The organism is Pseudomonas sp. W15Feb34 (assembly GCF_023127765.1).
GTDB lineage: Bacteria > Pseudomonadota > Gammaproteobacteria > Pseudomonadales > Pseudomonadaceae > Aquipseudomonas > Aquipseudomonas synxantha_A.
Window position 1 is genome coordinate 1 of record NZ_SPKN01000001.1, and the last position, 14591, is coordinate 14591.

General features: G+C 59.4%; 13 protein-coding genes. 5 read left to right on the forward strand and 8 right to left on the reverse strand.

Annotated elements, in window-relative coordinates; translation table 11 throughout:
* Window positions 1–172: 172 nt before the first annotated feature.
* The 4 genes from E4O97_RS00005 to E4O97_RS00020 all read right to left on the reverse strand — a co-directional run bounded on the left by E4O97_RS00005 (window position 173) and on the right by E4O97_RS00020 (window position 3231).
* Window positions 173–586 (reverse strand): SufE family protein, encoded by a 414-nt coding sequence (locus E4O97_RS00005; protein ID WP_078820462.1) that lies wholly within the window; start codon window positions 584–586, stop codon window positions 173–175.
* A complete protein-coding gene (locus E4O97_RS00010; protein WP_248160724.1) occupies window positions 583–1788 on the reverse strand; it encodes a cysteine desulfurase in 1206 nt (401 codons plus the stop codon). The genes E4O97_RS00005 and E4O97_RS00010 overlap by 4 nt, the downstream gene beginning before the upstream one ends.
* Window positions 1789–1856: 68 nt before the next feature.
* The gene (gene dapD, locus E4O97_RS00015; protein ID WP_032877456.1) at window positions 1857–2891 is read right to left on the reverse strand and encodes a 2,3,4,5-tetrahydropyridine-2,6-dicarboxylate N-succinyltransferase; all 1035 of its coding nucleotides are present in this window, start codon (window positions 2889–2891) and stop codon (window positions 1857–1859) included.
* 31 nt (window positions 2892–2922) lie between these two features.
* On the reverse strand, window positions 2923–3231 hold the full coding sequence (locus tag E4O97_RS00020) for an arsenate reductase (protein WP_241092152.1): 309 nt from the start codon (window positions 3229–3231) through the stop codon (window positions 2923–2925).
* 266 nt (window positions 3232–3497) lie between these two features.
* On the opposite strand from E4O97_RS00020, the gene E4O97_RS00025 reads away from it, so the two are divergent.
* Entirely contained in the window at window positions 3498–5141 is a 1644-nt protein-coding gene (locus tag E4O97_RS00025; RefSeq protein ID WP_032877381.1) for a Na+/H+ antiporter, read from the forward strand.
* Here the strand turns inward: E4O97_RS00025 and E4O97_RS00030 are convergent.
* From E4O97_RS00030 to map, 4 genes are all read right to left on the reverse strand, one after another.
* Window positions 5134–5877, reverse strand: a complete 744-nt coding sequence (locus E4O97_RS00030) for a M12 family metallopeptidase (protein WP_248091034.1) — start codon at window positions 5875–5877, stop codon at window positions 5134–5136. The two genes, E4O97_RS00025 and E4O97_RS00030, sit on opposite strands and share 8 nt — an antisense overlap.
* A gap of 125 nt (window positions 5878–6002) precedes the next feature.
* On the reverse strand, window positions 6003–7202 hold the full coding sequence (gene dapC / locus E4O97_RS00035; protein ID WP_078820466.1) for a succinyldiaminopimelate transaminase: 1200 nt from the start codon (window positions 7200–7202) through the stop codon (window positions 6003–6005).
* A gap of 143 nt (window positions 7203–7345) precedes the next feature.
* Window positions 7346–10048 carry a [protein-PII] uridylyltransferase gene (locus tag E4O97_RS00040; RefSeq protein ID WP_032877378.1) on the reverse strand — a complete coding sequence of 901 codons (2703 nt, stop codon included), beginning with the start codon at window positions 10046–10048 and terminating at the stop codon, window positions 7346–7348.
* Window positions 10049–10114: 66 nt separating this feature from the next.
* The gene (gene map, locus E4O97_RS00045) at window positions 10115–10897 is read right to left on the reverse strand and encodes a type I methionyl aminopeptidase (RefSeq protein WP_032877377.1); all 783 of its coding nucleotides are present in this window, start codon (window positions 10895–10897) and stop codon (window positions 10115–10117) included.
* 387 nt (window positions 10898–11284) lie between these two features.
* Here map and rpsB point away from each other — a divergent pair, with 387 nt between their 5' ends.
* The 4 genes from rpsB to frr all read left to right on the forward strand — a co-directional run bounded on the left by rpsB (window position 11285) and on the right by frr (window position 14585).
* Window positions 11285–12022 (forward strand): 30S ribosomal protein S2, encoded by a 738-nt coding sequence (gene rpsB / locus E4O97_RS00050; protein WP_003189158.1) that lies wholly within the window; start codon window positions 11285–11287, stop codon window positions 12020–12022.
* A gap of 191 nt (window positions 12023–12213) precedes the next feature.
* On the forward strand, window positions 12214–13077 hold the full coding sequence (gene tsf / locus E4O97_RS00055) for a translation elongation factor Ts (RefSeq protein ID WP_005785711.1): 864 nt from the start codon (window positions 12214–12216) through the stop codon (window positions 13075–13077).
* Between the two features lie 210 nt (window positions 13078–13287).
* On the forward strand, window positions 13288–14031 hold the full coding sequence (pyrH, locus tag E4O97_RS00060) for a UMP kinase (RefSeq protein WP_003189161.1): 744 nt from the start codon (window positions 13288–13290) through the stop codon (window positions 14029–14031).
* Window positions 14028–14585 carry a ribosome recycling factor gene (gene frr, locus E4O97_RS00065; RefSeq protein ID WP_032877376.1) on the forward strand — a complete coding sequence of 186 codons (558 nt, stop codon included), beginning with the start codon at window positions 14028–14030 and terminating at the stop codon, window positions 14583–14585. Before pyrH ends, frr begins: the two co-directional genes overlap by 4 nt.
* Window positions 14586–14591 lie beyond the last annotated feature (6 nt).

The following is a 14591-nucleotide window of genomic DNA, read 5'->3' on the forward strand; positions in this document are numbered from 1 at the left end:
CTGTCGAATTCCGGCCAGCGTGGTTTGACGGGGCGCCTAAGATCAAGATCAAGAGCGGCTCGCTTCGCATCGTGGTTACCGTCGGTTGCTATCAAGTTCTGTAGATGAGGGAGTGTCAGTTGATGCATGTGTGACTGACCCACCGCCATCGGGAGCAAGCCCCCTCCCACATTCAGTTGTGTGTATGGCTTAGTTCGCGCATACGTTGCAGGACTGCATTCAAGCCGTTGGTGCGCGATGGTGACAGCTGCCGGGACAGGCCCAGTTGGGCAAACCAACCCGGCAAATCCACCGCTTGCAGTTCATCAGCCGACAACCCATTGACCCGCGCCAGCAACAGCGCCACCAACCCGCGAATCATTCGCGCCTCGCTGCTGGCAGCAAACTGCCAATGGCCGTCCTGCAAATGCCCCACCAACCACACTAGGCTTTCACAGCCTTGCACCAGGTTGGCGTCGACCTTTTCATCATCCGCCAACGCGGGCAGTCGCTCGCCCCATTGCATCAGCATCCGCGCGCGCTGCTCCCAACCGCTGACAGCCTGGAATGCCTGCAGCGCAGCCATCGCGTCCACTGGCAAGCTCATCGCAACATATCCAGCGCCTGGTCCAACGCTTCAAAGAAGCGCTCCAGGTCATCGGAGTCGTTGTACAGCGCCAGGGACACTCGAATGGCGCCGGATAAGTGCATGGCCTTGAGCAGTGGCATTGCACAGTGATGCCCGGCGCGCACGGCGATGCCTTGCTCGGTCAACAGGTGAGCCAGGTCGGCGTTATGCACACCGTCCACCACAAAGCTCACCAGCGCTGCTTGCGGTGATCCCAGTACGCGCACGCCATTGCGTGCTTTCAGCCCGCGCAGCAAATAGTCGTGCAGTGCCGCTTCATGGGCGGTCACGGCGTGCTGATCCAGTGAGCTCAGGTAATCCAGGGTGGCACCCAGGCCGATCACGCCGGCAATGGGCGGCGTGCCGGCTTCGAACCCCAGTGGGGCAGGGCGGAAGCTGGCGCCTTGATAATCTGCCTGCTGCACCATCTCGCCGCCAAACTGCCAGTGGCGCAGGTGATGCAGGGCAGCGTTGCGACCGAACAGCACGCCGACGCCGTCCGGGCCGTAGAGCTTGTGGCTGGAAAATACGTAGAAATCGCAGCCCAGGGCCTGTACGTCGTGGCGACCATGCACGATGCCTTGGGCGCCATCCACAACAGTCAGGGCACCGTTTGCCTGGGCCAGCGTCAGTAGCGCTTCCAGCGGCTGCCAGGTGCCCAGCACGTTGGACAACTGGCTCACCGCCAGCAGGCGCGTGCGCGGGCCGATCAATGATGCGGCGGCTTGCAGGTCGATCACGCCGTCATCGCCCAGGGGCAATACCACCAGCGTCAGCGCACGCCGTTTGGCCAATTGCTGCCAGGGCAACAGGTTGGCGTGGTGTTCCAGGGCGCTGATGGCTATCTCATCGCCCGCATTGAATAGGTGCTCAAGGCCATAGGCCAAGAGGTTCAGCGCAGAGGTTGCGCCGTGGGTGAATACGACCTGCCCGCTGTCGCCTGCATTCAACCACTGCGCGACCTTGCTGCGACTGTCCTCAAAGGCTTGGGTCGCATGGGCCCCCGGCAAATGCTGGGCGCGGTGCACATTGGCTGCGCCATTGGCGTAGTAATGGCCGATGGCATCCAGCAGGGCCTGGGGTTTTTGGGCGGTGGCGGCGCTGTCCAGATAGGTCTGGTCTTGCCTTTGCAGGGTGGCGATCGCCGGGAAATCGGCGCGCCAGGGGGAGGGCACAAGCATGGTGATCAAGACTCGTATAAGCGAGCCGCACCCGAAGGTGCGGCCCGCTAGTGGCATCGAGTGGCTGCTTAGTTGTGAGCGTGCAGCGCTTCGTTCAGTTCGATGGCCGATTTGTGGGTTTTGCACTCCACGGCACCGGTCTCGGAATTGCGGCGGAACAGCAGGTCCGGTTGACCGGCCAACTCGCGCGCCTTGACCACCTTGACCAACTGGTTCTGCTCGTCAAGCAGCGCAACCTTGGTGCCGGCGGTGATGTACAGGCCCGACTCCACGGTGTTGCGGTCGCCCAACGGGATACCGGTGCCGGCGTTGGCGCCGATCAGGCAGCCTTCGCCCACCTTGATCACGATATTGCCGCCGCCCGACAGGGTGCCCATGGTAGAGCAGCCGCCGCCCAAGTCCGAACCCTTGCCGACGAACACGCCTGCCGATACACGGCCTTCGATCATGCCTGGGCCTTCGGTGCCGGCGTTGAAGTTGACGAAGCCTTCGTGCATCACGGTAGTGCCTTCGCCCACGTAGGCGCCCAGGCGGATACGCGCAGCGTCAGCGATGCGCACGCCGGCCGGTACCACGTAGTCGGTCATTTTCGGGAACTTGTCCACCGAGAACACTTCCAGCAGCTCGCCACGCAGACGCGCTTCGAGCTGGCGCTCGGCAAGTTCGGCGATGTCGATGGCGCCCTGGCTGGTCCAGGCCACGTTCGGCAACTGCGGGAACACGCCTGCCAGGTTCAGGCCGTGAGGCTTGACCAGGCGATGGGACAGCAAGTGCAGCTTGAGGTAGGCCTCTGGCGTGGAGGTCAGCGCGGCGTCTTCGGCCAGCAGTGTGGCAACCAGTGGGGTGTGGCTTTCAGCCAGGCGATTCAGCAGCGCGGCTTGAGTGGCGTCGACGTTCTTGAGTGCATCTGCCAGTTGCAGCGCTTGGCTGATGGTGAACGTGATCGCCTGGTTGCCCTCGGTGTAACCCAGGATCGGCGCAATGGCGGCAACGATCTCGGCCGACGGGTTGAGCAACGGTTGTGCGTAAAACACTTCCAGCCAAGCACCTTGGCGGTTCTGAGTGCCGACGCCGAAGCCCAGGCTGAACAGGGAATTGGACATGCTGTTACCTCTACAAAAATGGAAGGCTGGCCTACTTGAGGGCCGCCGAATAACTATCTGGCTTGAAGCCAATCAGGGTTCTGTCACCGAGATCAAGCACCGGGCGCTTGATCATCGAGGGTTGTGCGAGCATCAATTCAATGGCTTTCGACTGATCGAGATCGGCTTTGCGTTCGTCTTCGAGTTTGCGAAAGGTGGTGCCCGCACGGTTCAAAACCACCTGCCAACCGTGCTCGTTGCACCATTGGGTCAAGTGTTCACGGTCGATACCGGCCGTTTTGTAGTCATGGAACTCGTAGCTCAGCGCGTGCTCATCGAGCCAGGTGCGCGCCTTTTTCATGGTGTCGCAGGCTTTGATGCCGAAAAGGTGCAGGGTTTTGCTTGAAGCGGTCAAGGAATTGCCCCCCTTTGGACCAATGAAAAATGAAAGATCACGGATTATGCCACGACCAGCCGGTTTCGGCGCCGCTCGTCAGCATCCTGCGACTTTTGTGCAAAAGCCGGTGCGCGGCTTAGGCGAGTAACATAGCGGGGTAATATGGCACTTCAACGGCCAGTTGTTGCCTGATGTGTCGTTGCAAGTCGATTGTCCGGGAAACCCGCGTTATGCAAACCGCCTACACCGTTCTTATCCTGCTGATGCTGGTCAGCTTTTCGCGTCTGGTCGGGCGCATCATCCCACTGCCGTTGCCCTTGCTACAGATTGCCGCCGGTGCCTTGCTGGCCTGGCCCACATTGGGGCTGCATGTGGCGTTGGACCCGGAGCTGTTCCTGTTTCTGTTTCTGCCGCCGCTGTTGTTTTCCGATGGCTGGCGCATGCCCAAGCGCGAATTGTGGCGCCTGCGTGGCCCGATTCTGACATTGGCGGTGGGCCTGGTGCTGTTTACCGTGGTCGGCGCCGGCTACTTCATTCATTGGTTGCTGCCCTCGATCCCCTTGCCGGTGGCCTTTGCCCTTGCGGCGGTTTTATCCCCGACGGATGCCGTGGCGGTGTCGGCCATTTCTCAGAATCGCTTGCCTAAACCGCTGATGCACATGCTTCAAGGCGAGGCGCTGATGAATGACGCGTCAGGCCTGGTGACCTTCAAGTTTGCCCTGGCGGCGGCGTTGACCGGGGTGTTTTCCCTGGCGGATGCCAGCCTGACCTTTGTATTGGTCGCCGTGGGCGGCTTGGCGGTCGGGGTGGCGTTGAGCTGGCTGGTCGGCCGCCTGCGCGCGTGGATGATTGCACGGGGCTGGGATGACCCCGCGACCCATGTGGTGTTCATGCTGTTGTTGCCCTTTGCTGCCTACGTGTTGGCTGAGCGCCTGGGCGCTTCGGGCATTTTGTCGGCGGTGGCGGCGGGCATGATGCAGAGCTGGCTCGACCTGCTGCCGCGCCAGACCAGCACGCGCCTGCTCAATCGCAGTGTGTGGTCGTTGCTGGAGTTCGCCTTCAACGGTTTGATCTTCCTGCTGCTCGGCCTGCAACTGCCAGACATCATCAAGGCTGTGGTCAGCCACGAAACCACCCTGTGGCCCACCCTGTTGTACCGCTGCCTGGACGTGGTGGCGATCTTTCTGGTGCTGGTGGTGCTGCGGTTTATCTGGGTACAGAGCATCTGGCGGCTGTCGGGGTTGCTGCGCAGGCTGCGTGGCAAAAGCGCGCTGACCCTGGTGCCGACGGCGCGCTCCTGCTGGTTGCTGACCGTCGGCGGTGTCCGCGGTGCGGTGACGTTGGCGGGTGTCATGTCGGTGCCCTTGCTGCTGGCGCCGGGCCAGGATTTCCCTGAGCGTGACCTGCTGATCTTTATCGCCGCCGGGGTCATCCTGCTATCGCTGGTCGCCGCTTGCATTGCCCTGCCGTTGCTGTTGCGTGGCGTGGAGAAAAGTCCGGATGAGAAGCGCCACAACGAAGTGCGCGAGGCCTGGAAAAAGACCGCCGTGGCGGCGATCCATGCGTTGGAGGTCGAAGAACCCGTCGAAGCCGAAACGCCGGATGCCGCTCAGGCTGCATTGGCCACCGAGCTCAAGGCGCGGCTGATGGCGGAGTATCGTCATCAGTTGGACGTATTCAATGACTCGGCCGAGGCTCAGGCACTGGCGCTGCAAATGGATCAACTGGAGCGCAGGCTGAGGCTCAAGGCGCTACGTGCGCAGCGCCTGGAGCTCTACCGTTTGAGTCGCCAGCATCAGATTGGCGACGATGTACTGCGCGAGGTATTGGCGGATCTGGATATGAGTGAAGCGAACTTGGGAAGTGTTAAGTAGGGCTGGAACTGATCATTGCCCGGATGCTTGAATTGAGCAGTTTGCCCAAGAGAGTTTTATCTTCTGGATAGAGCGACTGCATGAACTTTTTATCGTCTTCAGACAGTTTGAAGTTGCGCGGGATGGGGGGACCACTGTTGAGTCTTGAAGCAGGAAAGCCATAGTGCATGATGGATTTGTCATCATAGTTTGCAGAGGCTGTTACCTGGGGGCGTGAAAAAGTCCTGATGATATTGTTATCGGCCTCATAGCTGAATTGCCTACGCGACTCGTACTCGTCATAGATATTCTGTCTATTCAGGTCCAGTGTGCGATCCGGATGCTGGTGCTCATGCTTCAAACCCAGGGCGTGGCCGAATTCGTGTTGAACCGTCGCGGCAATGCCGTCCGGTGAATCTTTGAAGCCAATACTCATGGTCGGTTTGGAGAGGGGGACGTTTTTTGCATCGGTTCCCACGCTTGACCATCCGGCGTGACTGTTATTGTCTGCAGTAATGCGTATGTCACCGTTAGGGCTGTCAATAAATTTCAAGTAGAGGTTAGTGTGCGGCGCCCATTTATTGATGTTGTGCTGTACCAGATCCTTTTGTTCCTGTGTCATGTTCAGTCGCGAGATGGTCAGCACTGAATGTTGAGGCCATAGTTTGTCCGGCATGGCGACGCCGCGTTTGGCTCTACTGTGAGGTGCGCTCACGGAGTGAGGAGAAACGGGACGGGTTGGGATGGTGGGGGGCATGTCGTTCACCTGAGCGTGTGTACCAGATGAACGTGGGTGGAGCATTTAACAGGCTTTGTTCCCATTGATGGGTTGCAAGATACATCGGTAATGGCCGCTCCCACGGTGTGGGAGCGGCTTGAAACTCAAACGCGGCGCTGTATGAAATCGCGAATCCGCTCAGCCGCTTCGACACATTCGGCCAATGGCGCAACCAATGCCAGGCGCACACGCCCTGCGCCTGGGTTGAAACCGTCGACTTCGCGGGACAGGTAAGAGCCCGGTACTACCGTCACATGTTCTTCCACAAACAGATCGCGGCAGAAGTCCGCGTCGTCACCGTTCACTTTCGGCCACAGATAGAAGCCGCCGTCCGGGCTTTGTACATCCAGCACCGGTTTGAGGATCGCCAGCACCGCATCGAACTTCTCGCGGTACAGGTCACGGTTGGCCAATACATGGGCCTCGTCCTGCCAGGCAGCGATGCTGGCTAGCTGGGTTTGCACCGGCATCGCGCAACCATGGTAGGTGCGGTACAGCAAAAAGGCCTTGAGGATGTCGGCGTCGCCGGCCACGAAACCTGAGCGCAGGCCTGGCAGGTTGGAGCGCTTGGACAGGCTATGGAACACCACACAGCGTTTGAAATCCCGGCGCCCCAGTTCGACGCAGGCGCTGAGCAGGCCAGGCGGTGGGGTTTGTTCGTCGAAGTAGAGTTCGCTGTAGCATTCGTCGGCGGCGATCACGAAGTCGTATTCGTCGGCCAGGGCGATGAGTTTTTTCAGTGTGTCGACCGGGATCAGCGCGCCGGTCGGGTTGCCTGGGGAGCACAGGAACAGGATTTGGCAACGTTTCCAGATGTCGGGGGAGACGGCGTCGAAGTCCGGGTTCAAGCCATTGCTATCCAGGCACGGCAGGTAATGCGGCTTGGCCCCGGCCAGGAACGCGGCGCCTTCGTAGATTTGGTAAAACGGGTTGGGACTGACCACCAGCGCATCGTCGCCACGGTTGACCACGGTCTGGGTGAAGGCGAACAGGGCTTCACGGGTGCCGTTGACCGGCAGGATGTTCCGCGCCGGGTCCAACCAGCCCTTGGGCACATTGAAGCGGCGTTCGCACCAGGCGCCGATGGCTTCACGCAGGGCAGGGGTACCCAGCGTGGTGGGGTACACCGCCATCTGGTCGAGGTTGTTGCTCAGCGCCTCGGCGACAAAGGTCGGGGACTTGTGCTTGGGTTCGCCGATGGACAGTGCAATCGGGCGTTTGTCCGGGTTCGGCGTCACGCTGCCGAGCAGGGCGCGCAGTTTCTCGAAAGGGTAGGGCTGCAACTGGTTAAGGGCGTTGTTCATATAAGCCTCTATCACGGTGAGCGCGGCCCCTGTGGGAGCTGGCTTGCCTGCGATGGCATCACTGCGGTCGACCTGACGGACCGAGGTGTCTGCATCGCAGGCAAGCCAGCTCCCACATGACTCGTGTTCACAAAGTTAAGAATTCAAATAGTCAGTCGGGTCAGCTCAACGCCGGGTTCCTGGGTCACGCTCAATTGTTCCACGATCGCATCCTGCAGGCGGCGACACAGCTCAGGGTCGGACAGCGGCTGGTTATCAGCGTCGGTGATGAAGAACACGTCTTCCACCCGTTCGCCGAGGGTCGCAATCTTGGCGTTCTGCAACGACAGGTCGAACTCCAGGAAAATCCCGCCGATACGCGCCAGCAGGCCCGGGCGATCCGGCGCGCTGAGTTCCAGCACCGTCACCGGTCGCTGCGCGTCGTTGGAAATGGTCACCTGGGGCGCAAAGGCAAAATGCTTGAGCTGGCGCGGCACGCGGCGCTGGATGATGGTGGGGTAGTCATCCGGGTTGCGCAGGGCTTCGGTGAGGCCTTCGCGGATCTTTTTCACCCGCGCCGGGTTATCGCCAATAGAGTCGCCGTCGGTGTCGAGCACGATGTAGGTGTCGAGGGTGAACTGGCTGCTGGAAGTGATGACCCGAGCGTCATGGATGTTCAGGTTGAGCTGGTCCATGGCGGCCACGGTCACGGCGAAGAAGTCGTGCTGGTCCGGCGCGTAGATGAAGATCTGCGTGCCGCCTTCGAATTCGCGCTGGGTGGTTTCCTTGATCAAGACCAGCGGCCCACCGTCGGCCGGCTGCTGCAGGATCGCATCGCTGTGCCAGGCCACGTCGCCGGCGGTGTGGCGCAGGAAATAATCATCGCCCAGTTGCGACCAGAGCTGTTCGACGTCGTCCGGGTCGTTACCACCGCGTACCAGAATATCCAGGGCCGCACTTTGGGTGCGACGGATCTGCTCTTCGCGGTCCACCGGGTTCTCCAGGCCGCGGCGCAGGGCGCGCTTGGTCTCGGTGTACAGCTGGCGCAACAGGCTGGCGCGCCAGGAGTTCCACAACGTGGGGTTGGTGGCGTTGATGTCGGAGACGGTCAGCACATAAAGATAGTCGAGACGGGTTTCATCGCCGACGATGCCTGCGAAATCGTGGATTACCTGTGGATCGGACAAATCCTTGCGCTGGGCAGTGGTCGACATCACCAGGTGGTTTTGCACCAGCCAGACAATCAGACGGCTGTCCCACAGGGGTAACTGGTGACGCTGGCAGAAGGCTTCGGCGTCCACCGCGCCAATTTCCGAGTGATCGCCATGCCGGCCCTTGCCGATATCGTGATACAGGCCCGCCAGGTAGATCAGCTCAGGCTTTGGCAGCTTGGCCATCAGTTTACTGGCAAGTGGGAATTTCTCTGACACCTGGGTGTACTGCAACTTACGCAGGTGCTTGATCAGGTTCAGGGTGTGGGCATCGACGGTGTAGATGTGGAACAGGTCGTGCTGCATTTGCCCGACGATAAAGCCGAACTCCGGCAGGTAGCGCCCGAGAATGCCGTAGCGGTTCATGCGCCGCAGGTTGCGGTGGATGCCGATGCGGCACTTGAACAGTTCGATAAACAGGCTGGTATTGCGGATGTCGTTGCGAAATTCGTCGTCGATCAGGTGGCGGTTTTCCCGCAGCAGGCGGATGGTGTCGGCGCGCACGCCTTTGATGTCCGGCTGCTGGGCCATCAGTACGAAGATTTCCAGCATGGCGAATGGGGTGCGGCGGAACACGTTGTCGTTGCGTGCTTCGATATAACCGTCATGCAGTTGGAAGCGCGCATTGATCGGCTGCGGCGGCGCTTCGTCTTCGGGGGCCAGGATCACCTCCTCGAAGTGCTGGATGATCAGGTCGCTGAGCTGGGCGATGCTCATGACCACCCGGTAGTACTGTTGCATGAAGCTTTCGATGCTGGTCTTCGCGTCTTCGCCCTCAAAGCCCAGCAGGGTGGCGATGGAGCGTTGGTGATCGAACAGCAGGCGGTCCTCGGAGCGCCCGGCGAGCATGTGCAGGGCGTAGCGCACCTTCCACAGGAACTCCTGGGACGAGGCCAGCAGGGTGTTTTCGCTCTCCACCAGGAAGCCTTCGCCAGCCAGGGCGCGCAGGTTCAGCGTGCCGTATTGGCGGCGCGCCACCCACAAAATCGTCTGGATATCCCGCAGCCCGCCCGGGGACCCTTTGACGTTGGGTTCCAGGTTGTATTCGGTGTCGTTGTACTTGTGGTGCCGCGCCTTCTGTTCGGCGCGCTTGGCCAGGAAGAAATCCTTGCTTGGCCACATGTGTGCGGTGCTGGTGACTTCGAGCATGCGCTGGCGCAGGCGCTCGGGGCCGCAGATGGTGCGGCTTTCCATCAGGTTGGTGACCACCGTCAAGTCGGCACGGGCCTCTTCGGCGCATTCATCCACCGAGCGCACGCTCTGGCCGACTTCCAGGCCGATGTCCCACAGCAATGTCAGAAAACGCTCGATGGAATCACGAAAGGTTTCGTGGTCGGCGCTGTCCAGCAGGATCAACAGGTCGATGTCGGAGTAGGGGTGCAGTTCGCCGCGACCGTAGCCGCCGACCGCCACCAGGGCGATATCGGCGTCTGCACTCCAGCTGAACTGTTCCCAGGCTTTCTGCAGGATGTTATCGACGAACCAGGCGCGGTCCTCGATCAGTCGTCTGATGTCCCGACCACTGCGAAAACGCGCGTCGAGCACCTCGCGCGCCTGGCGGATGGCTTTCTTGAAGGCGGCGATGGGGCTCGCCTTCAATGCCAGCTCGGCCTGGAACTGGCCACGGTCGAAGAGTTCGGGATCCACCTGGGGCATCGGTCGGCTTTCCTATCTATCTATTGAGTCAGTCACACGGTTGAAGCTGGAAAACCGAAGCAACCCTCACGCCGAAACGCGAGGAATGGTGTCGTCTGCGCGCAACGTGAAGATCTCGTAGCCGGTTTCGGTGACCAGCAGCGTGTGTTCCCACTGGGCCGAGAGCTTGCGGTCCTTGGTGATAGCGGTCCAGCCGTCGCCCAGCACCTTGGTATCGGCCTTGCCCTGGTTGATCATCGGTTCGATGGTAAAGGTCATGCCTGCCTTGAGTTCCATGCCGGTGCCGGCGCGGCCGTAGTGCAGGATCTGTGGTTCTTCGTGGAACACGGTGCCGATGCCGTGGCCGCAGAATTCGCGCACCACCGAGAAGCCGTTCTTTTCGGCGTGCTTCTGGATCACTTCACCGATGTCACCCAGGCGGCAGCCTGGCTTGACGATTTCGATGGCCTTGTACATGCATTCCTGGGTCACCTGGGACAGGCGCTCGGCCCAGACCGGCACGTTGCCGACGTGGAACATGCGACTGGTGTCGCCGAAGTAGCGGTCCTTGATCACGGTGACGTCGATGTTCAGGGTGTCGCCGTCCTTCAACGGCTTGTCACCGGGAATGCCGTGGCACACCACGTGGTTGACCGAGGTGCAGATCGACTTGGGGAAGCCTTTGTAGTTCAGCGGCGCAGGGATGGCCTTTTGCACATTGACGATATAGTCGTGGCAGATCTGGTTCAGGGTTTCGGTGGTGACGCCCGGCTTTACATGCTCTGCAATCATTTCCAGCACGTCGGCGGCCAGTTTGCCGGCGATGCGCATGCCGGCGATGTCTTCGGCGGTTTTCAAACTAACGGTCATACAGGCTCTCTCTAGCGCGACGCGCTGAAATCAATACGGTTTACGGGCGTGCGACAAAAGGTTGCTGAATTCGCACAAGCCACAAAAAACGCGATTCTAACAGACGCGGGCGGTAAACCATGAGCCCCTGACGATCGCTTCTATCTATAGGGTGGGGGTAAATCCGCTCTATTCAACGGCTTGCGCACAGATCGCTGCGGTCAGGTGTGATTGCGGGTTTCGTTTTCGCCCTTGCTGTGGTATAAAATGCGCCGCTTTCCGGGGATACCCCGAAAAGCTTAAATCCACACACGTGTCGACACGATGACCTGGGTGCCGGAGGCCTTGATGCCGCTGGTTGGTCATTGGGATACGTGGAGGCCAAACCCGACTTATTAAGGAACTATCATGTCCCAAGTCAACATGCGCGATATGCTGAAGGCCGGTGTGCACTTCGGTCACCAGACCCGTTACTGGAACCCGAAAATGGGTAAATACATTTTCGGCGCGCGTAACAAGATTCACATTATCAACCTTGAAAAAACCCTGCCAATGTTCAACGAAGCTCTGACTTTCGTAGAGCGTCTGGCCCAGGGCAAAAACAAGATCCTGTTCGTCGGCACCAAGCGTTCCGCTGGCAAGATCGTTGCTGAAGAAGCAGCACGTTGCGGTTCGCCGTACGTCGATCACCGCTGGTTGGGCGGCATGCTGACCAACTTCAAAACCATCCGTGCTTCCATCAAGCGTCTGCGTGACCTTGAAGTGCAAGCCGAAGACGGTACTTTCGCCAAGCTGACCAAGAAAGAAGCGCTGATGCGCTCCCGTGACCTGGAAAAGCTCGATCGTTCCCTGGGTGGTATCAAGGACATGGGCGGTCTGCCTGACGCACTGTTCGTTATCGACGTTGATCACGAGCGCATCGCGATCACCGAAGCCAACAAGCTGGGCATCCCGGTTATCGGCGTAGTCGATACCAACAGCAGCCCGGAAGGCGTTGACTACATCATCCCAGGCAACGATGACGCAATCCGCGCTATCCAGCTGTACATGGGTTCGATGGCTGACGCTGTAATCCGTGGTCGCAACCACGTTGCTGGCGGTACCGAGCAGTTCGTTGAAGAAGCTCCGGTAGCTGCCGCTGAGTAACTGACGCCCTGGCGTTGACTCAGTAAGCAAAAAGGGGGCTTGGCCCCCTTTTTGCCACCTCGAAAACCATTTGTCGGCAGCGCAGCTACATCATTTGTAACGTGCAGCGGCCTACAACGGAAATTCGGGAAGAATTGATCGCCCGTTTGATCGGGTGGAATGGTTGAAAACCTATCCAAGAGGATTTTGAAATGGCAGAGATTACTGCAGCGTTGGTTAAAGAACTGCGTGAGCGTACCGGCGAAGGCATGATGGATTGCAAAAAGGCCTTGACCAAGGCCGGCGGCGACATCGAAAAAGCCATTGATGACATGCGTGCTTCCGGCGCCATCAAGGCTGCCAAGAAAGCAGGCAACGTCGCTGCTGAAGGCGCTATCGCCCTGAAAGAAGACGGCAAATCCGCCGTTCTGCTGGAAGTCAACTCGCAGACCGACTTCCTGGCTCTGCAGGATGACTTCAAGGCATTCGTTGCTGCCAGCGTCGAAAAAGCCTTCGCTGACAAGCTGACCACTGTTGAGCCTCTGATCGAAGCTCAAGAAGCAGCTCGTCTGGTACTGGTCGGCAAGGTTGGCGAAAACGTCAACATCCGTCGCCTGGTTCGCGTTGAAGGTGATGTTGTTGGTGGTTACCTGCACGGCAACAAAATCGGTGTAGCAGTTGTTCTGAAAGGCGGCGACGTTGAGCTGGCCAAAGACATCGCTATGCACGTTGCTGCAAGCAACCCTGAGTTCCTGCTGCCTTCGGAAGTGTCTGCCGAAGCGATCGAGCGCGAAAAAGCTGTGTTCCTGCAGCTGAACGAAGAAAAAATCAAAGGCAAGCCAGAAAACATTGTTGAGAACATGGTCAAAGGCCGTATCAGCAAGTTCCTGGCCGAAGCAAGCCTGGTTGAGCAGGCGTTCGTCAAGAACCCTGAAATCAAGGTTGGCGAACTGGCCAAGAAAGCCGGTGCTGAAATCGTTTCCTTCACTTACTTCAAAGTAGGCGAAGGCATCGAGAAGCCGGTCGACAACTTCGCTGAAGAAGTTGCTGCCCAGCTGGCTGCCGCCAAGCAATAAGACAGTCCCAAACTGTCGCCGAAAGAGGCTGCCCGCTCACGCGCGCAGCCTCTTTTCAAATGGGAAGGCCAATTTTATTTGGTTTCCTCTCGGAACTGGCTTACAAAGCCGTGTTCCGATGGCGCTGTGACAGCGTCCAGCTAGAGTGAACGCAAGCCGTAAACGGCTCGCCAAGAATTTTTAAAAAATACGCCGCAGGAGAGATTCGCAATGGCTCAGCAGGGCAGTGGTTATCAGGCTCGCTATAAACGCATTCTACTCAAGCTCAGCGGCGAGGCCCTCATGGGCTCGGAAGAGTTCGGGATCGACCCCAAGGTGCTTGACCGCATGGCGCTGGAAGTCGGCCAATTGGTCGGTATCGGTGTGCAGGTCGGCCTGGTGATCGGCGGCGGCAATCTGTTCCGCGGCGCGGCACTGAGTGCGGCCGGTATGGATCGGGTCACTGGCGACCACATGGGCATGCTGGCCACTGTGATGAACGCCCTGGCCATGCGCGACGCCCTGGAGCGTGCCAATATCTCGGCCATCGTGATGTCGGCTATCTCCATGGTTGGCGTGACCGATCACTACGATCGCCGCAAAGCCATGCGCCACCTGAACTCCAAGGAAGTGGTGATCTTTGCCGCTGGCACAGGCAACCCGTTCTTCACCACGGATTCGGCGGCGTGCCTGCGCGCTATCGAAATCGATGCCGACGTGGTGCTCAAAGCCACCAAGGTAGATGGCGTATACACTGCAGACCCATTCAAAGACCCGCATGCCGAGAAGTTCGATCATCTGACCTACGATGAAGTGCTGGATCGCAAGCTGGGTGTGATGGACCTGACTGCTATCTGCCTGTGCCGCGACCACAAGATGCCGCTGCGCGTATTTAACATGAACAAGCCCGGCGCCCTGCTGAATATCGTACACGGCGGCGCGGAAGGGACTCTGATCGAGGAAGGCCAACAATGATCAATGAAATCAAGAAAGACGCCCAGGCGCGTATGCAGAAATCCCTGGAATCCCTGAGCCATGCATTTGGTCAGATCCGTACCGGCAAGGCGCACCCGAGCATCCTGGGCAGCGTGATGGTGCCTTACTACGGTTCCGACACCCCGCTCAGCGGCGTGGCCAACGTGACCGTGAAGGACTCGCGCACCCTGCAAGTCGTGGCCTTCGAGCGCAACATGCTCGCGGCAGTCGACAAGGCGATCCAGAGCGCCGGTCTGAACCTCAACCCGACCAACCTCGGCGAGTTGTTGTTGATCTCCATGCCAGCCCTGACCGAAGAAACCCGCAAGGGCTTCACCAAGCAGGCGCGCAGTGCCGCTGAAGATGCGCGCGTTGCCGTGCGTAACATCCGTCGCGATGCGTTGGGTGACCTGAAGAAGCTGGTCAAGGACAAGGAAATCAGCGAAGACGAAGAGCGTCGTGCCGTTGCTGATATCGACAAGTTGACCAAGGACGCCGAAGCCAAGATCACCCAGGCTACCGAAGAAAAAGAAAAGGACCTGATGGCCGTATAAGGGGTC